Source organism: Streptomyces inusitatus (assembly GCF_014651115.1).
In the GTDB taxonomy this organism is placed as follows: domain Bacteria; phylum Actinomycetota; class Actinomycetes; order Streptomycetales; family Streptomycetaceae; genus Streptomyces; species Streptomyces amakusaensis.
On the sequence record NZ_BMWG01000028.1, the window covers coordinates 81850 to 98379 of the forward strand.

General features: G+C 71.0%; 17 protein-coding genes. 1 reads left to right on the plus strand and 16 read right to left on the minus strand.

Annotation, left to right across the window (positions count from 1 at the left end):
• Positions 1-69 precede the first annotated feature (69 nt).
• The 11 genes from rpoZ to pyrR form a co-directional block, all read right to left on the minus strand.
• Positions 70-342: a DNA-directed RNA polymerase subunit omega gene (rpoZ, locus tag IE247_RS30290; RefSeq protein WP_005319902.1), complete on the minus strand. Its 273-nt coding sequence runs from the start codon at positions 340-342 to the stop codon at positions 70-72.
• A gap of 74 nt (positions 343-416) precedes the next feature.
• On the minus strand, positions 417-989 hold the full coding sequence (gmk, locus tag IE247_RS30295; protein WP_190126526.1) for a guanylate kinase: 573 nt from the start codon (positions 987-989) through the stop codon (positions 417-419).
• A 39-nt stretch (positions 990-1028) separates the two neighbouring features.
• Positions 1029-1352 carry an integration host factor gene (locus IE247_RS30300; RefSeq protein ID WP_003956414.1) on the minus strand — a complete coding sequence of 108 codons (324 nt, stop codon included), beginning with the start codon at positions 1350-1352 and terminating at the stop codon, positions 1029-1031.
• Between the two features lie 244 nt (positions 1353-1596).
• On the minus strand, positions 1597-2430 hold the full coding sequence (pyrF, locus tag IE247_RS30305; RefSeq protein WP_190126527.1) for an orotidine-5'-phosphate decarboxylase: 834 nt from the start codon (positions 2428-2430) through the stop codon (positions 1597-1599).
• Complete coding sequence (locus IE247_RS30310) at positions 2427-3560, minus strand: quinone-dependent dihydroorotate dehydrogenase (protein WP_190126528.1); 1134 nt, start codon at positions 3558-3560, stop codon at positions 2427-2429. Before IE247_RS30310 ends, pyrF begins: the two co-directional genes overlap by 4 nt.
• A 56-nt stretch (positions 3561-3616) precedes the next feature.
• A complete protein-coding gene (gene carB / locus IE247_RS30315) occupies positions 3617-6925 on the minus strand; it encodes a carbamoyl-phosphate synthase large subunit (protein ID WP_190126529.1) in 3309 nt (1102 codons plus the stop codon).
• Complete coding sequence (carA, locus tag IE247_RS30320; RefSeq protein WP_190126530.1) at positions 6918-8060, minus strand: glutamine-hydrolyzing carbamoyl-phosphate synthase small subunit; 1143 nt, start codon at positions 8058-8060, stop codon at positions 6918-6920. Before carA ends, carB begins: the two co-directional genes overlap by 8 nt.
• Positions 8057-8629 (minus strand): PH-like domain-containing protein, encoded by a 573-nt coding sequence (locus IE247_RS30325; RefSeq protein ID WP_190126531.1) that lies wholly within the window; start codon positions 8627-8629, stop codon positions 8057-8059. Before IE247_RS30325 ends, carA begins: the two co-directional genes overlap by 4 nt.
• Entirely contained in the window at positions 8626-9912 is a 1287-nt protein-coding gene (locus tag IE247_RS30330) for a dihydroorotase (protein WP_190126532.1), read from the minus strand. The genes IE247_RS30325 and IE247_RS30330 overlap by 4 nt, the downstream gene beginning before the upstream one ends.
• 2 nt (positions 9913-9914) lie before the next feature.
• Positions 9915-10901, minus strand: a complete 987-nt coding sequence (locus tag IE247_RS30335; RefSeq protein WP_190126533.1) for an aspartate carbamoyltransferase catalytic subunit — start codon at positions 10899-10901, stop codon at positions 9915-9917.
• Positions 10902-11028: 127 nt separating this feature from the next.
• Positions 11029-11610, minus strand: a complete 582-nt coding sequence (gene pyrR, locus IE247_RS30340) for a bifunctional pyr operon transcriptional regulator/uracil phosphoribosyltransferase PyrR (RefSeq protein ID WP_190126534.1) — start codon at positions 11608-11610, stop codon at positions 11029-11031.
• A 266-nt stretch (positions 11611-11876) separates the two neighbouring features.
• Here pyrR and bldD point away from each other — a divergent pair, with 266 nt between their 5' ends.
• Complete coding sequence (gene bldD / locus IE247_RS30345) at positions 11877-12377, plus strand: transcriptional regulator BldD (protein ID WP_190126535.1); 501 nt, start codon at positions 11877-11879, stop codon at positions 12375-12377.
• A 346-nt stretch (positions 12378-12723) separates the two neighbouring features.
• Here bldD and nusB read toward each other — a convergent pair whose 3' ends face one another.
• From nusB to aroQ, 5 genes are all read right to left on the minus strand, one after another.
• Positions 12724-13152 (minus strand): transcription antitermination factor NusB, encoded by a 429-nt coding sequence (gene nusB / locus IE247_RS30350; RefSeq protein ID WP_190126536.1) that lies wholly within the window; start codon positions 13150-13152, stop codon positions 12724-12726.
• A gap of 2 nt (positions 13153-13154) precedes the next feature.
• On the minus strand, positions 13155-13721 hold the full coding sequence (efp, locus tag IE247_RS30355) for an elongation factor P (protein ID WP_190126537.1): 567 nt from the start codon (positions 13719-13721) through the stop codon (positions 13155-13157).
• A gap of 62 nt (positions 13722-13783) precedes the next feature.
• A complete protein-coding gene (locus tag IE247_RS30360) occupies positions 13784-14887 on the minus strand; it encodes an aminopeptidase P family protein (RefSeq protein ID WP_190126538.1) in 1104 nt (367 codons plus the stop codon).
• A 74-nt stretch (positions 14888-14961) separates the two neighbouring features.
• On the minus strand, positions 14962-15777 hold the full coding sequence (locus IE247_RS30365) for an AAA family ATPase (protein ID WP_190126545.1): 816 nt from the start codon (positions 15775-15777) through the stop codon (positions 14962-14964).
• Between the two features lie 235 nt (positions 15778-16012).
• Positions 16013-16453, minus strand: coding sequence for a type II 3-dehydroquinate dehydratase (gene aroQ, locus IE247_RS30370; RefSeq protein WP_190126539.1), 441 nt, complete (start codon positions 16451-16453; stop codon positions 16013-16015).
• Between the last annotated feature and the right edge of the window lie 77 nt (positions 16454-16530).

Here is a 16530-nt window from a genome sequence, read left to right on the forward strand (position 1 = left end):
CCCCCATGAGACACCACAGGCCCGGCGGACATCCCGCCGGGCCTGTGGTCACTGAGCTGTACCGCGTGCTTACTGAGCCGGGCCCTCGATGGCCTCGGAGGTCAGCAGCCCCGCATTGATCTCACGCAGGGCGATCGACAGCGGCTTCTCGTGAACATGCGTGTCAACGAGCGGACCGACGTACTCCAGCAGGCCCTCACCGAGCTGCGAGTAGTACGCGTTGATCTGACGCGCGCGCTTGGCCGCGTAGATCACGAGGCTGTACTTGGAGTCCGTGGCCTCAAGCAGCTCGTCGATCGGCGGGTTGATGATGCCCTCGGGCGCGGTGATGGAAGAGGACACGCTCTACCTTCCGAAGAATGGAAAAAACCGAATGGTGTGAGGTTCCGGGATCGTTCCCCGGAAAACCCGGGAAGTCACTCCCCGGAAGACACCGTCATCAAGGCTAGCAGCTCACGGGCCACGTCCTCGACGGAGGTGTTGACGAGCGTGGTGTCGAACTCCGACTCGGAGGCGAGTTCGACCTTGGCGACGGTCAGCCGGCGCTCGATCACCTCGGCCGATTCGGTGCCCCGCCCGGTGAGCCTGCGGACCAGCTCGTCCCAGTTCGGCGGGGCGAGAAAGACCAGCCGGGAGTCCGGCATCGCCTGCTTGACCTGGCGGGCGCCCTGGAGATCGATCTCCAGCAGCACCGGCTCACCGGACTCCAGGCGCTCCAGGACCGCGTTGCGCGGTGTCCCGTACCGATTGCCCGCGAACTCGGCCCACTCCAGCAGCTCGCCATTGGCGATCAGCTTGTCGAATTCATCGTCCGAGACGAAGAAATACTGGACACCGTCGCGCTCACCGGGGCGCGGCTTTCTCGTGGTGGCCGACACCGAGAGCCAGACCTCGGGGTGGACCTTGCGCATATGCGCGACGACCGTGCTCTTGCCGACCCCTGAGGGGCCGGAGAGCACGGTCAGCCGCGGACGTACCTCTACTGCCATGCAGCAGATTATCCAGGTTCCCGGGAGTGCCCGAGAACCTCAGGCGGGGCCACCGCCGAACTCGCGCTCCAAGGACGCGATCTGGTTGGAGCCGAGACCACGCACTCGGCGGCTCTCGGAGATGCCGAGCCGCTCCATGATCTGCTTGGCGCGGACCTTGCCCACGCCCGGCAGGGACTCAAGCAGGGCGGAGACCTTCATCTTGCCGATGACGTCGTTCTCCTGACCCTGCTTGATGACCTCATGGAGCGAGGCGCCGGAGTGCTTGAGTCGATTTTTGACCTCGGCCCGCTCCCGGCGAGCCGCGGCGGCCTTTTCGAGCGCGGCTGCGCGCTGTTCAGGGGTAAGGGGCGGAAGAGCCACGCCTACGTCACCTCGGATGTCGAACTGTCGGATACGGACCGGTGAGGAACCTAGTCGCCCCACACCAGGGGAGCAACGAGCAACGCGTTGCACGTTCGCTCTTCGACGGAGACTAGCGGCCATCAACGCTCCAGTCAGCGAGAACAAGCGAAAAGTCCTGGTCAGCATCGACCGACCAGGACTTTTCCGACATTAGGGCTGTGATTTAGGCCAAGATTCCGTCAAGAGGGCTGGTACACGCGTTTTACCGGCCTGCCACGGCGGCCCTGACCTCGTCCGCGAAACGCTCCGCCGACTCCCTCAGCGCCGCGAGGTCCGGTCCGTGCCGCAGCACGCCCCGGCTCACGCTCGGCACCACATTGCCGACCGCCGCGCCGAAGACGCCCGGCAGATCCGCCGGGGTCGCGCCCTGGGCCCCGATGCCGGGGGCGAGCAGCGGGCCGTTGATCGCCAGATCCACCCCGGCGTCGCCGAGCGTCGCGCCGACCACCGCTCCCACCGAGCCCAGCGGCTTCGCGCCCGCGTTCTCGGCGGCCATGTGGTCCAGCATCAGCTGGGCCAGCGAGCGCCCGTCGGCGGCGGTGGCCCGCTGGACCTCCGCGCCCTCCGGGTTGGAGGTGAGGGCCAGCACGAAGACGCCCGAGCCGGCCGCGGCGGCCGCGTCCAGGGCCGGGCGCAGCGAGCCGAAGCCGAGGTACGGGGAGACGGTCACCGCGTCCGAGAAGAGCGGGGACGCGGGGTCGAGGTAGGTGGCGGCGTAGGCGGCCATCGTGGATCCGATGTCGCCGCGCTTGGCGTCCATCAGCACCAGCGCGCCGGCCGCCCGGGCCTCCTCGACGGCCTTCTCCAGCACCGCGACGCCGCGCGAGCCGAAGCGCTCGAAGAACGCGGACTGCGGCTTGAGGACGGCGACCCGGTCGGCCAGCGCCTCGACTGTCGTACGGGTGAATCGCTCCAGGCCCGCGATGTCGTCGCCGAGGCCCCACTGGGCCAGCAGGGAGGCGTGCGGGTCGATGCCGACGCAGAGGGGGCCGCGGGTGTCCATGGCCTCCCGCAGCCGGGTACCGAAGGGGATCACGCGGCGGGCTCCTCTGCGGTGGCGGCGGTGGTGGTGTTCTCGCGGACGCCCGCGCCGACGGCCTCGGCGAGGGTGGCGTACTCGCTGGCGGCGAGGCGCGCGGCCAGGCCCCGGTGGACGGATCGGCTCCAGAACGGTCCCCGGTAGATGAAGGCGCTGTACCCCTGGACCAGGGTCGCCCCGGCGAGGATGCGCTGCCAGGCGTCCTCGGCGTTCTCCACGCCGCCGACGCCGACGAGGGTGATCCGGTCGCCGACCCGGGCGTAGAGCCGCCTCAGGACCTCCAGGGAGCGTTCCTTGAGGGGTGCTCCGGAGAGCCCGCCGGCCTCCTCGGTCAGGGAGGACGGGGAGAGCAGGCCCTCGCGGCCGATGGTGGTGTTGGTGGCGATGATGCCGTCCAGGCCCAGTTCGAGGGCGAGGTCGGCGACCGCGTCGATGTCCTCGTCCGCGAGATCGGGCGCGATCTTGACCAGCAGCGGGACGCGCCGGTCGGTCACCGTGCGGTCGGCGGCCTCGCGCACGGCGGTGAGCAGCGGGCGCAGCGACTCGGTCGCCTGGAGGTTCCGCAGGCCCGGGGTGTTGGGCGAGGAGACATTCACCACGAGATAGTCGGCGTGCCGGGCGAGCCGCTCGGTGGAGGTGACGTAGTCCGCGACGGCTTCGGCCTCGGGGACGACCTTGGTCTTGCCGATGTTGACGCCGACGACGCCCTTGAAGACCGGGCGGCGTTCGGCGAGCCGCTGGGCGACCGCGGCCGAGCCCTCGTTGTTGAAGCCCATCCGGTTGATGAGCGCCCGGTCGGGGATCAGCCGGAAGAGCCGCTTGGCGGGGTTGCCGGGCTGGGCGAGGGCGGTGACGGTGCCGATCTCGATGTGGTCGAAGCCGAGCATGGTCATGCCGTCGATCGCGACGGCGTTCTTGTCGAAGCCGGCCGCGAGCCCGAAGGGGCCGTGCATCCGCAGCCCGAGGGCCTCGGTGCGCAGCTCCTTGTGGCGGGGGGCGAGCACGGCGGCGACGAAGGTGCGCAGCACGGGGACGCTCGCGGTGAGGCGGATCCAGCGGACGGCCAGGTGGTGGGCGCGTTCGGGGTCCATCCAGCGGAAGACGAGGGCGAAGAAGAGCTGGTACATGGTGGTGTCCTCATGAGGAGGGGGACACCGTTTCCGGTGTCCCCCATCCCCGTGTGCTAGTCGCGGGCCGCGGTCAGGTGTTCGGCGTGTTCCTGGAGGGAGCGGACGCCGACGTCGCCGCGGCTGAGCGCGTCGATGCCCTGGACGGCGGCGGCGAGGGCCTGGACGGTGGTGAGGCAGGGGACGGAGCGGGCGACGGCCGCGGTGCGGATGTCGTAGCCGTCGAGCCGGCCGCCGGTGCCGTAGGGGGTGTTGACGATGAGGTCGACCGCCCCGTCGTGGATGAGCTGGACGATGGTCTTCTCGCCGTCGGGGCCCTCGCCCTCGCTGTGCTTGCGCACGACGGTGGCGTTGATCCCGTTCCGCTTGAGGACTTCGGCGGTGCCGGAGGTGGCGAGCAGCTCGAAGCCGTGGGCGACCAGCTCGCGCGCCGGGAAGATCATCGACCGCTTGTCGCGGTTGGCGACGGAGATGAAGGCGCGGCCCTTGGTGGGCAGCGGTCCGTAGGCGCCGGCCTGGGACTTGGCGTAGGCGGTGCCGAAGACGGAGTCGATGCCCATGACCTCGCCGGTGGAGCGCATCTCCGGGCCGAGGATGGTGTCGACGCCCCGGCCGTGGATGTCGCGGAAGCGCGACCACGGCATCACGGCCTCCTTGACGGAGATCGGCGCGTCCAGGGGGAGTGTCCCGCCGTCGCCCTCGCGGGGCAGCAGGCCCTCCGCGCGCAGCTCGGCGACGGTCGCGCCGAGCGAGATGCGGGCGGCGGCCTTGGCGAGGGGCACGGCGGTGGCCTTGGAGGTGAAGGGCACGGTCCGGGAGGCGCGGGGGTTGGCCTCCAGGACGTAGAGGATGTCTCCGGCCATCGCGAACTGGATGTTGATCAGTCCGCGGACGCCGACGCCGCGTGCGATGGCCTCGGTGGAGGCGCGCAGCCGCTTGATGTCGTAGCCGCCCAGGGTGATGGGGGGCAGGGCGCAGGCGGAGTCGCCGGAGTGGATGCCGGCTTCCTCGATGTGCTCCATGACGCCGCCGAGGTACAGCTCGTGGCCGTCGTAGAGGGCGTCGACGTCGATCTCGATGGCGTCGTCGAGGAAGCGGTCGACCAGCACCGGGCGGGTGGGGCTGATCTCGGTGGACTCGGCGATGTACGAGGAGAGCCGGGCCTCCTCGTAGACGATCTCCATGCCGCGTCCGCCGAGCACGTAGGAGGGGCGGACGAGCACGGGGTAGCCGATCTCGTCGGCGATGGCCTTGGCCTCGGCGAAGGTGGTGGCGGTGCCGTGCTTGGGGGCGGGGAGTCCGGCCTCGGCGAGGACGCGGCCGAAGGCGCCGCGGTCCTCGGCGGCGTGGATGGCCTCCGGCGGGGTGCCGACGACGGGGACGCCGTTGTCCTTGAGGGCCTGGGCCAGGCCGAGGGGGGTCTGGCCGCCGAGCTGGACAATCACTCCGGCGATGGGTCCGGCCAGCGACTCGGCGTGGACGATCTCCAGGACGTCCTCCAGGGTGAGCGGCTCGAAGTAGAGCCGGTCGGAGGTGTCGTAGTCGGTGGAGACGGTCTCGGGGTTGCAGTTGACCATGACGGTCTCGAACCCGGCGTCGGAGAGCGCGAAGGAGGCGTGGACGCAGGAGTAGTCGAACTCGATGCCCTGGCCGATGCGGTTCGGGCCGGAGCCCAGGATGATCACCGCGGGCTTCTCGCGCGGGGCGACCTCGCTCTCCTCGTCGTAGGAGGAGTAGAAGTACGGGGTCTTGGCGGCGAACTCGGCGGCGCAGGTGTCGACCGTCTTGTAGACCGGGCGGATGCCGAGCGCGTGCCGGACCTCGCGGACGACGTCCTCGCGCAGACCGCGGATGTCGGCGATCTGGGCGTCGGAGAAGCCGTGGCGCTTGGCGTCGGCGAGCAGCTCGGGGTGGAGCTTCTCGGCGGCGGTCAGCTCGTCCGCGTACTCCTTGATCAGGAAGAGCTGGTCCACGAACCAGGGGTCGATCCGGGTGGCGTCGAAGACCTCCTCCTGGGTGGCTCCGGCGCGGATGGCGGCCATGACGGTGTTGATCCGGCCGTCGGTGGGGCGCACCGCCTCGCGCAGCAGTTCGTCCTTGTCGCCGACGGGCGAGGTGAAGTCGAACTGGCTGCCCTTCTTCTCCAGGGAGCGCAGGGCCTTCTGGAGGGCCTCGGTGAAGTTCCGGCCGATGGCCATCGCCTCGCCGACCGACTTCATGGTGGTGGTGAGGGTGGAGTCGGCGGAGGGGAACTTCTCGAAGGCGAACCGGGGGGCCTTGACCACGACGTAGTCGAGGGTGGGCTCGAAGGAGGCCGGCGTCTTCTCGGTGATGTCGTTGGGGATCTCGTCCAGCGTGTAGCCGACGGCCAGCTTGGCGGCGATCTTGGCGATCGGGAAGCCGGTGGCCTTGGAGGCGAGCGCGGAGGAGCGGGAGACGCGGGGGTTCATCTCGATGACGATGATCCGGCCGTCGTCGGGGTCGATGGCGAACTGGATGTTGCAGCCGCCGGTGTCGACGCCGACCTCGCGGATGATCGCGATGCCGATGTCGCGGAGGCGCTGGTACTCGCGGTCGGTGAGGGTCATCGCGGGGGCGACGGTGATCGAGTCGCCGGTGTGGACGCCCATGGGGTCGAAGTTCTCGATGGAGCAGACGACCACGACGTTGTCGTGCTTGTCGCGCATCAGCTCCAGCTCGTACTCCTTCCAGCCGAGGATCGACTCCTCCAGGAGGACCTCGGTGGTCGGGGAGAGCGTGAGCCCCTGGCCGGCGATGCGGCGCAGCTCTTCCTCGTCGTGGGCGAAGCCGGAGCCGGCGCCGCCCATGGTGAAGGAGGGGCGGACGACGACGGGGTAGCCGCCGAGGGTGTCGACGCCCTTGATGACGTCGTCCATGGTGTGGCAGATGACCGAGCGGGCGGACTCGCCGTGGCCGATCTTCGCCCGTACCGCGTCGACGACGCCCTTGAAGAGGTCGCGGTCCTCGCCCTTGTTGATGGCTTCGACGTTCGCGCCGATCAGCTCGACGCCGTACTTCTCCAGGACGCCCTGCTCGTGCATGGAGATGGCGGTGTTGAGCGCGGTCTGGCCGCCGAGGGTGGGCAGGAGCGCGTCGGGGCGCTCCTTGGCGATGATCTTCTCGACGAACTCGGGGGTGATCGGCTCGACGTAGGTGGCGTCGGCGATCTCCGGGTCGGTCATGATCGTGGCCGGGTTGGAGTTGACCAGGATGACCCGCAGGCCCTCGGCCTTGAGCACCCGGCACGCCTGGGTGCCGGAGTAGTCGAACTCGGCGGCCTGTCCGATGACGATCGGGCCGGAGCCGATGACCAGGACGGACTGGATGTCGGTGCGCTTAGGCACGCTGGCCCTCCATCAGGGATACGAAGCGGTCGAACAGGTACGCGGCGTCGTGCGGGCCCGCGGCTGCTTCGGGGTGGTACTGGACGCTGAAGGCCGGCTGGTCGAGCAGCTGGAGTCCTTCGACCACGTCGTCGTTGAGGCAGACGTGGGAGACCTCGGCGCGGCCGTAGGGGGTGTCGGAGATCTTGTCGAGGGGTGCGTCGACGGCGAATCCGTGGTTGTGCGCGGTGATCTCGACCTTGCCCGTGGTGCGGTCCTGCACGGGCTGGTTGATGCCCCGGTGGCCGTACTTCAGCTTGTAGGTGCCGAAGCCGAGGGCGCGGCCGAGGAGCTGGTTGCCGAAGCAGATGCCGAAGAGCGGGGTCTTGCGCTCCAGGACCGCCTTGACGACGGTGAGGTCGGCGGTGGCGGGGTCGCCGGGGCCGTTGGAGAGGAAGACTCCGTCGGGCCGGACGGCGTAGACCTCTTCGGCGGTGGCGGTGGCGGGCAGGACGTGCACCTCGATGCCGCGCTCGGCCATCCGGTGCGGGGTCATGCCCTTGATGCCGAGGTCGATGGCGGCGACGGTGAAGCGCTTGGTCCCGATCGCGGGCACCACATAGGCCTCGGCGGTGGCGACCTGCGAGGAGAGGTCGGCGCCGGTCATCTGCGGGGCCCGGCGGACGCGGGCGAGCAGGCTCTCGTCGTCGGCCCCGGCGAGGGCCGGGCCGGAGAAGAGGCCGACGCGCATCGCGCCGCGCTCGCGGAGGTGGCGGGTGAGGGCGCGGGTGTCGACGCCGCTGATGCCGACGACGCCCTGGCTCGTCAGCTCCTCGTCGAGGGTGCGGCGGGAGCGCCAGTTGGAGGGGATGCGGGCGGGGTCGCGTACGACGTATCCCGCGACCCAGATCCGGCGGGACTCGTCGTCCTCGTCGTTGACGCCGGTGTTGCCGATGTGGGGGGCGGTCATCACGACGACCTGGCGGTGGTACGAGGGGTCGGTGAGCGTTTCCTGGTAACCGGTCATGCCGGTGTTGAACACCGCCTCGCCGAAGGTCTCCCCCACGGCCCCGTAGGCGCGGCCGCGGAAGATGCGGCCGTCCTCCAGGACGAGTACGGCGGGAGCCTGGCCGGCTCCCCGGGTGGAGGTCGTCATCGTGCGCCTTCCGTTGTGCTGATCAGGTGGTTCAGGGTGGTGACCCACTCGTTGTGCCCGGCTGCCGTGTCGGAGCGGAAGCCGGAGTCGATGAGGGTGTCGCCGTGTTTCCAGGTGAGGACCAGGAGGCCGCCCTCGGCGAGGACCTTGCCCGCGATGCCCTTGTCGAGTCTGGCTTCGCGCAGTGCGTCCATCGGGATGAAGAAGTCGGTCGCACCGGGGCGCAGGACGGTCAGTCCCGCGTCGGTGAGGGTCAGCTCGACCCGGCTGCGGACGCCCAGACCGTGGGCGACGATCCGGTCGAGCCACTGGCCGGCCGTGGTGGAGCCGTGGTAGCGGCCGGTGAGGCTGAGCCGGGGTTCGCCGGCCGTCTCGGGTGCGGCGGGCAGCTCGGGCAGTCCGGACTGAAGACTGCCGCGCCACTTCCAGCCCTGGCGCATCAGCCAGTAGACGAGGGCGATGAAGAGCAGCAGACCGACGACCCAGCCGATGCGGGCCGCCCAGTCCGTCACCTCCGCCGACTTCTTCTCGGCTGCGAGGTGGGCTGCGAGGTGGGTGAGTGATGTCACGCGAGTTTCCCGTCGAGTACCGTTGCCCGGCCCCGCAGGAAGGTGTGGGTGACACGTCCCGGCAGCTCACGACCCCGGTAGGGGGTGTTGCGGCTGCGGGAGGCGAAGCCCGCGGGGTCCACCGCTCCACGGTATGCCGGATCGACGAGCGTCAGGTTGGCGGGCTCACCGGCGGCGACGGGCCGGCCGTGGCCGGCCAGCCGGCCGATGACGGCGGGGCGGAAGGACATCCGGTCGGCGACACCGGCCCAGTCGAGCAGTCCGGTCTCCACCATCGTCTCCTGGACGACGGAGAGGGCGGTCTCCAGGCCGACCATGCCCATGGCGGCCGCGCCCCACTCGCAGTCCTTGTCCTCGTGCGGGTGCGGGGCGTGGTCGGTGGCGACGCAGTCGATGGTGCCGTCGGCGAGCGCCTCGCGCAGGGCGAGCACATCGGCCTGGGTGCGCAGCGGCGGGTTCACCTTGTAGACGGGGTCGTAGGTGCGGACCAGCTCGTCGGTGAGGAGGAGGTGGTGCGGGGTGACCTCGGCGGTGACGTCCCAGCCCTTGGACTTGGCCCAGCGGACCAGCTCGACCGAGCCGGCGGTGGAGAGGTGGCAGATGTGCAGCCGGGAGCCGACGTGGGCGGCGAGGAGGACATCGCGGGCGATGATCGACTCCTCGGCGACGGCGGGCCAGCCGCCGAGTCCCAGTTCGGCGGAGACGACGCCCTCGTTCATCTGGGCGCCCTCGGTGAGCCGGGGCTCCTGGGCGTGCTGGGCGACGACTCCGTCGAACGCCTTCACGTACTCCAGCGCCCGGCGCATGATGACGGCGTCGTCCACGCACTTGCCGTCGTCGGAGAAGACCTTCACTCCGGCGGCGGAGTCGTGCATCGCGCCGAGTTCTGCGAGCTGCTTGCCCTCCAGGCCCACGGTGACCGCGCCGACCGGCTGGACGTCGCAGTAGCCGGACTCCCGGCCGAGCCGGTAGACCTGCTCGACCACACCGGCGGTGTCGGCGACGGGGAAGGTGTTGGCCATGGCGTGGACGGCGGTGAAGCCTCCGACGGCGGCGGCCCTGGTGCCGGTGAGGACGGTCTCGGAGTCCTCGCGGCCGGGCTCACGGAGGTGGGTGTGGAGGTCCACCAGGCCGGGGAGGAGGATCTGGCCGGCGGCCTCGACGACCTGCGCGCCCTCGGCGGACAGGCCGGTGCCGACCGCGGCGATGGTCTCGCCGTCGATCAGGACGTCCTGCGACTCGCCGCCGAGGACCTGTGCGCCACGGATAAGGATCTTGCTCATGGTTACTTGGTCTCCTCGGTACGGGCGGAAGCGGTGGTGACGGCGGGCTCTGCGCCGCCGAGCAGCAGATAGAGGACGGCCATCCGGATGGAGACGCCGTTGGCGACCTGCTCGACGACCGTGCAGCGGTCGGAGTCGGCGACCTCGGCGGTGATCTCCATGCCCCGGTTCATCGGTCCGGGGTGCATGACGACGGCGTGCTCGGGCATCCGCGCCATCCGGTCGCCGTCGAGGCCGTAGCGGCGGGAGTACTCACGCTCGGTGGGGAAGAAGGCCGCGTTCATCCGCTCGCTCTGGACCCGCAGCATCATGACGGCGTCGGACTTGGGCAGTACCGCGTCCAGGTCGTACGAGACCTCGCACGGCCAGTTCTCGACGCCGACGGGCACCAGGGTGGGCGGGGCGACGAGGGTGACGTGCGCGCCGAGGGTGTTCAGCAGCAGGACGTTGGAGCGGGCGACCCGGCTGTGCAGGATGTCGCCGACGACGGTGATCCGGCGGCCTTCGAGGTCGCGGCCGAGGCCCGCGTCGCGGCCGACGAGCCGGCGGCGCACGGTGAAGGCGTCGAGCAGGGCCTGGGTGGGGTGCTCGTGGGTGCCGTCGCCCGCGTTGACGACCGCGCCGTCGATCCAGCCGGAGTTCGCCAGCCGGTAGGGGGCTCCGGAGGCGTGGTGGCGGATGACGACGGCGTCCGCGCCCATCGCCTCCAGGGTCAGCGCGGTGTCCTTGAGGGACTCGCCCTTGGAGACCGACGATCCCTTGGCGGAGAAGTTGATGACATCGGCGGAGAGGCGCTTGGCGGCGGCCTCGAAGGAGATCCGGGTCCGGGTCGAGTCCTCGAAGAAGAGGTTGACGACGGTACGGCCGCGGAGGGTGGGCAGCTTCTTGATCGGCCGGTCGGCGACGCGGGCCATCTCCTCGGCGGTGTCGAGGATGAGGACGGCGTCGTCACGGGTGAGGTCGGCGGCCGAGATGAGGTGTCGCTTCATCGAGGGGCTCCGATGTGTCGGGGAGAGGGCTCGCGGGGGCGGCCGCCGGTGTCACCGGCGCGCGGGGGCGCGGCGGACATGCGGGCGCGCGGGACCCGCCGGGCGGCGGGCCGGACGGGCGGGGGTGCTACTGCTCGGCGCCCGGGGCGGGAGCGGGTTCGCGGACTCCGAGCAGCACGGTGTCGCGGCCGTCCTCCTCGGCGAGCTGGACCTTGACGGTCTCCCGCAGCGAGGTGGGGATGTTCTTGCCCACGTAGTCGGCGCGGATGGGCAGCTCGCGGTGGCCCCGGTCGACCAGGACGGCGAGCTGTACGGCGCGGGGGCGGCCGAGGTCGCCGAGCGCGTCGAGGGCGGCGCGGATGGTGCGTCCGGAGAAGAGCACATCGTCCACGAGGACCACCAGCCGGCCGTCGAGGCCCTCGCCGGGGATCTCGGTGCGGGCCAGCGCCCGGGCGGGCCGCAGGCGCAGATCGTCGCGGTACATGGTGATGTCGAGGGAGCCGACCGGGATGGTGCGGCCGGTGATCTCCTGAAGCTTGTCGGCGAGCCTGCGGGCGAGATAGACGCCGCGGGTCGGAATACCGAGGAGGACCACGTCGTCGGCGCCCTTGGCGCGCTCGACGATCTCGTGGGCGATGCGGGTCAGTACCCGCGCGATGTCGGGCGCCTCAAGAACGGGGCGGGCCACATCGGAGCTGTGCGTGTCCATATGAAACGGACCTCCTTCTCCGCCTCACGGGACGGACCTTAAAGGACGTCGAAATTGCGTCACCACCGTACCAGGGCCCAACAGGCCGCCCGGCCTCCCCCCTGGCAGAATCCGTCGCGGGAGCACGGCCCGGAAGGGGCCGGATCATGACGACAGACCGGTCCGGACCATTCGGCTTGACTCATCCAAGTAACGCTGCGTAACCTCACAGTGAGTTACCAGCCAGGCGGCGGCGCCGCACGTCGACACAGCGTCCGGGGAGCTATATGTCCAGCGAATACGCAAAACAGCTCGGGGCCAAGCTCCGCGCGATCCGCACCCAGCAGGGGCTGTCCCTCCACGGTGTGGAGGAGAAGTCCCAGGGCCGCTGGAAGGCCGTGGTGGTCGGTTCGTACGAGCGCGGCGACCGCGCCGTGACCGTGCAGCGTCTGGCCGAGCTGGCGGACTTCTACGGGGTTCCGGTGCAGGAGCTGCTCCCCGGCACGACGCCGGGCGGGGCCGCCGAGCCGCCGCCGAAGCTCGTCCTCGACCTGGAGCGGCTGGCCCATGTGCCGGCCGAGAAGGCGGGCCCGCTCCAGCGCTACGCCGCCACGATCCAGTCGCAGCGCGGTGACTACAACGGCAAGGTGCTGTCGATCCGCCAGGACGACCTGCGCACGCTGGCCGTCATCTACGACCAGTCGCCGTCGGTGCTGACCGAGCAGCTCATCGGCTGGGGCGTGCTGGACGCGGACGCGCGCCGCGCGGTCACCCACGAGGAGAGCTGAGAGACCTCTCCAGGGCTTGATTCCCGCTCCGGCAGGAGTATGGAGAAACGTCACACCGGAAGGGCGGACCCGCCATGTGCGGGTCCGCCCTTCCGCGCGTCCGCCCCCGGTGCGCATACGGAGGGCTGGCCGCCGCTCTGCGTCTCCGGGAGCCCGGCGGCGGCACCCGGCCCGCACGGCGGTCCGGCAGGGCGCGAGCGGGGCGTCTGAGACCTCCGGGGGCGGCGGGGACGCGCCCCGCGCACGCCCGGGAAACCACGCCCGGGAAAAACGGCGGCGGGCCCGAAGCGGACGACTGTCGTCGTCGCCGGCTCCGGGCCCGCCGTGGCCATTCGCCCGCCGTCCGCTATTCGCGGCGCAGGTTGGGCTTCAGCTCCTTGAAACGGCCGAGCATGCCGTTGACGAAGGAGGGGGACTCGTCGGTGGAGAACTCCTTGGCGAGCTGCACCGCTTCGTCGATCACCACCGCGTCCGGGGTCCCGTCCACCCACACCAGCTCATAGGTGCTCAGGCGGATGATGTTCCGGTCCACGACGGGCATCCGGTCGATCTCCCAGTCGACCGAGTACGTGGAGATCAGGTCGTCGATCCGGGCCGCGTACTGCGCGTACCCCTCGACCAGCTCCATCGTGTACTCGGTGACCGGAGGCTGCCGGGTGTCGGTCCGTGAGTGCCGGATCCAGTCGGCGAGGACCGTCTGCACGGTCGTACCGCGCTGGTCGGCCTCGAAGAGGATCTGGAAGGCGCGCTTACGGGCCTTGTTGCGGGCGGCCACGGTTAGCTGTTCACCCGGCTGAGGTAGTCGCCGGAGCGGGTGTCGACCTTGATCTTCTCACCGGTGGTGATGAAGAGCGGGACCTGCACGGTGAAGCCGGTCTCCAGGGTCGCGGGCTTGGTGCCACCCGTGGAGCGGTCGCCCTGGACACCGGGCTCGGTCTCCTGGATGACCAGCTCGACCGCGGCGGGAAGCTCGACGTAGAGCACCTCGCCCTGGTGAGTGGCGACGGTGGCCGTGAAGCCCTCGATCAGGAAGTTCGCGGCGTCGCCGACGGCGGCGCGCCCGACATGCAGCTGGTCGTAGGTCTGCATGTCCATGAAGACGAAGTACTCGCCGTCCATGTACGAGAACTGCATGTCGCGGCGGTCGACGGTGGCCGTCTCGACCTTCACGCCGGCGTTGAACGTCTTGTCGACGGTCTTGCCGGACAGCACGTTCTTGAGCTTGGTGCGCACAAAGGCCGGGCCCTTGCCGGGCTTGACGTGCTGGAACTCGACGACGGACCAGAGCTGGTCGTTGTCGAGCTTGAGCACCATGCCGTTCTTGAGGTCGTTCGTGGAAGCCACGGTTGCGGAATCTCCTGGACTGACGCTGGTGGACGACCGGGGGCTACGGCAGTGCGCGCCGGCTAGAGCGCGAGCAGCTCCTTGGTCGTGATGGTGAGTAGCTCGGGGCCGCCGTCCGCCTCCTGGCGCACGACGAGCGTGTCATCGATCCGGACCCCGCCCCGGCCAGGGAGGTGAACCCCCGGTTCGACGGTGACCGGCACGCAAGCGTCCAGTTTACCCATGGCGGCCGGGGCGAGCTGCGGGTCCTCGTCGATTTCGAGGCCCACACCGTGCCCGGTGAGAGGTGCGAGGCCCTCTCCATGGCCCGCGGCGCTCAGAATCTGGCGGGCCGCGCGGTCCACGTCACGGTAGGCGGCCCCGGGCAGCAGGGCCTCCCGGGCGGCCCGCTGAGCGGCGAAGACCAGGTCGTACAGCTCGATCTGCCAGTCCGCGGGAGAGGTGCCGATCACAAAGGTACGGCCGATCTCACAGCGGTAGCCCCGGTAGTCCGCGCCGACGCAGACGGAGAGGAAATCACCCTCCTCGACCCTGCGGTCGGTGGGGTGGTGCCCCCGGCGGCCGGAGTTGGGCCCGGTGGCGACGGAGGTGGGGAAGGCGGGCCCGTCGGCCCCGTGGTCGATCAGCCGCCGCTCCAGCTCCAGGGCCAGATGCCGCTCGGTGCGGCCGACGAGGATCGACTCCAGCAGTTCGCCCAGCGCCTGATCGGTGATCTCGGCGGCGATCCGCAGACAGGCGATCTCCTCCTCGTCCTTGACGATGCGCTGCTGCTCGACGGCGAGACCGAGGTCCGCGAGGCGGAGCCGGGGCGCGACGGAGCTGACCGCCCGGTGCCGGGCGACGGTGAGATGGTGCTCCTCGATGGCGAGCGACTCCCCGGCGGTGCGGGCCAGCTCGGCGGCGGCGACGGCGGGATCGCCCGCCGAGCTGGGCAGCACGGACAGCCGCACCCGCTCGTCCGGCCGGCCGCCCGCCGGGTCTCCCGCGAGGGTGCGGGGGCAGAGCAGGACGTCCTCGGCGGGCCCCAGCAGCAGCACCGCGCCGGGGGGCACCGCGCCGGCGAGATATCGCACATTGGCGGGGCGGGAGACGAGGACCCCGGTGCTGCCGGCGGCGGCACACCGGTCACGCAGCCGGTCGCGGCGGACCCCATACACCTCAGACATGCCCCGATCGTACGAGCGGACGCCCCGTTCGGCCCGGCCAGCGCGTCCGACCGGGGTGCCCGGGGACGCGCGGCCTACCAGGCCGGGGGGCTGGCGACGGCGCGGGCGAGGACCTCGTCCAGGACCCGGGCGGTGGTCTCCACGTCGTACGCCGAATTGTCGATGATCGGCAGGCCCGATCCGTACCAGCCCGCCATCCGGCCGTGGATGGCGGCGACCTCCTCGTCGGAGAGCCGGCGGTTGCCGCCGCGCTCCGCGTTCCGCTCCAGGACGATCTCCAGGCCGGGCAGCAGGACGACGGGGAGCAGCCCGGGGCCCACATGGCGCTTCCAGCCGCCCAGGCCGACGACCGGGCGGTCCGGGAAGACCGCGTCGTCGAGGATGCAGGAGATTCCGTTGGCCAGGAAATTGCGCGCGGAGAAGCCGCAGGTGCGGCGGGCCAGCCGGTACTGGGCCTCGGAGTGGTCGTTCCACCCGGTCTGCGGGTCGGCGAAACCGGCGCGCACCCATTCGCGGACGTCGTCCAGGCTGATGTGGGCGGTGGGGACGCGGCGGCGGGTCGCCCAGTGGCGGGCCACGGTGGTCTTTCCCGCGCCGGCCGGGCCGATCAGCAGGACGGCGAGGGTGGCCGTGCCGGTGCCCGCGGGCGGCACGGGCAGCGGGACCGGGCCGCCGGGCGGCAGCCGGACCGGGCCGGTGGTGTCGCGCGGTGGGCCCGCGACGGGCGGGCGCGGCGGGCCCTGCGGGGCCCAGCCGGGCGGGGTCGGCCCCGGGGGCGTCCGGGGCGGGGGCGGCACCGCGGGAGGTCCCTGCCCGACGCCCGGAGTCCATCCCGGCCCGTGCCCCGGCCCCTGGGGCGGCGGCAGCGGGGATCCCCCTGGAAGCTGCATCCGGTGCCACTCCGTCTCGTACGACTGACGCTGGTCAGGCGGAAACTCGGCTGTCATGCCCTCGAACGGTACCCTCCGGGCGCGCCGTGAATCTCAGCCGATTCCCGGTCCTCATGGGCTCCAACGGCCGGGCGCGGCCCGAAGTGCCCGGCCCGGCCCGGCCGAAGCGGCACGGCACGGCACGGCGACGGGGGCGCTCCGGGGAGCGCCCCCGTACCTACTCGTTCGTACTCGTTCAGGCGGAGAGTTCCTCGGCCAGCGCGCGCAGCGCCAGCCGGTAGGAGCCGATGCCGAAGCCGGCGATGGTGCCGCTGGAGACGGCGGCCACCACCGAGGTGTGACGGAAGGTCTCCCGGGTGTACGGGTTGGAGATGTGGACCTCGATCAGCGGCGCGGTGCGCTGTGCGGCGGCGTCCCGCATCCCGTACGAGTAGTGCGTGAAGGCTCCGGGGTTGAGGACCACCGGGATCGAGCCGTCCGCGGCCTCGTGGAGCCAGCGGATCAGCTCGCCCTCGTCGTTGGTCTCCCGGACGTCCACGTCCAGGCCCAGTTCCCGGCCGAGCGCCTGGCAGCTCTCCACCAGTCCGGCGTAGGAGGTCGCGCCGTAGACATCGGGCTCGCGGGAGCCGAGCCGCCCCAGGTTGGGGCCGTTGAGGACCAGTACCCGGCGGGTCACGCCGAGACCTCCCCGTACGCGGCGAGGAGTACGGCGGGGTCGGGGCCTTCCAGGACGGTAGGTTTGGCGAGGCCGTC

Excerpts from the sequence above, each read along its gene's own strand:
- IE247_RS30330 (WP_190126532.1), bottom strand. The coding sequence starts at position 9,912 with ATGAGCAAGATCCTTATCCGTGGCGCACAGGTCCTCGGCGGCGAGTCG.
- gmk (WP_190126526.1), bottom strand. The coding sequence starts at position 989 with ATGGCAGTAGAGGTACGTCCGCGGCTGACCGTGCTCTCCGGCCCCTCA.
- carA (WP_190126530.1), bottom strand. The coding sequence starts at position 8,060 with ATGACGACCTCCACCCGGGGAGCCGGCCAGGCTCCCGCCGTACTCGTC.
- pyrR (WP_190126534.1), bottom strand. The coding sequence starts at position 11,610 with ATGGACACGCACAGCTCCGATGTGGCCCGCCCCGTTCTTGAGGCGCCC.
- bldD (WP_190126535.1), top strand. The coding sequence starts at position 11,877 with ATGTCCAGCGAATACGCAAAACAGCTCGGGGCCAAGCTCCGCGCGATC.
- IE247_RS30310 (WP_190126528.1), bottom strand. The coding sequence starts at position 3,560 with ATGTACCAGCTCTTCTTCGCCCTCGTCTTCCGCTGGATGGACCCCGAA.
- IE247_RS30360 (WP_190126538.1), bottom strand. The coding sequence starts at position 14,887 with ATGTCTGAGGTGTATGGGGTCCGCCGCGACCGGCTGCGTGACCGGTGT.
- IE247_RS30335 (WP_190126533.1), bottom strand. The coding sequence starts at position 10,901 with ATGAAGCGACACCTCATCTCGGCCGCCGACCTCACCCGTGACGACGCC.
- IE247_RS30365 (WP_190126545.1), bottom strand. The coding sequence starts at position 15,777 with ATGCAGCTTCCAGGGGGATCCCCGCTGCCGCCGCCCCAGGGGCCGGGG.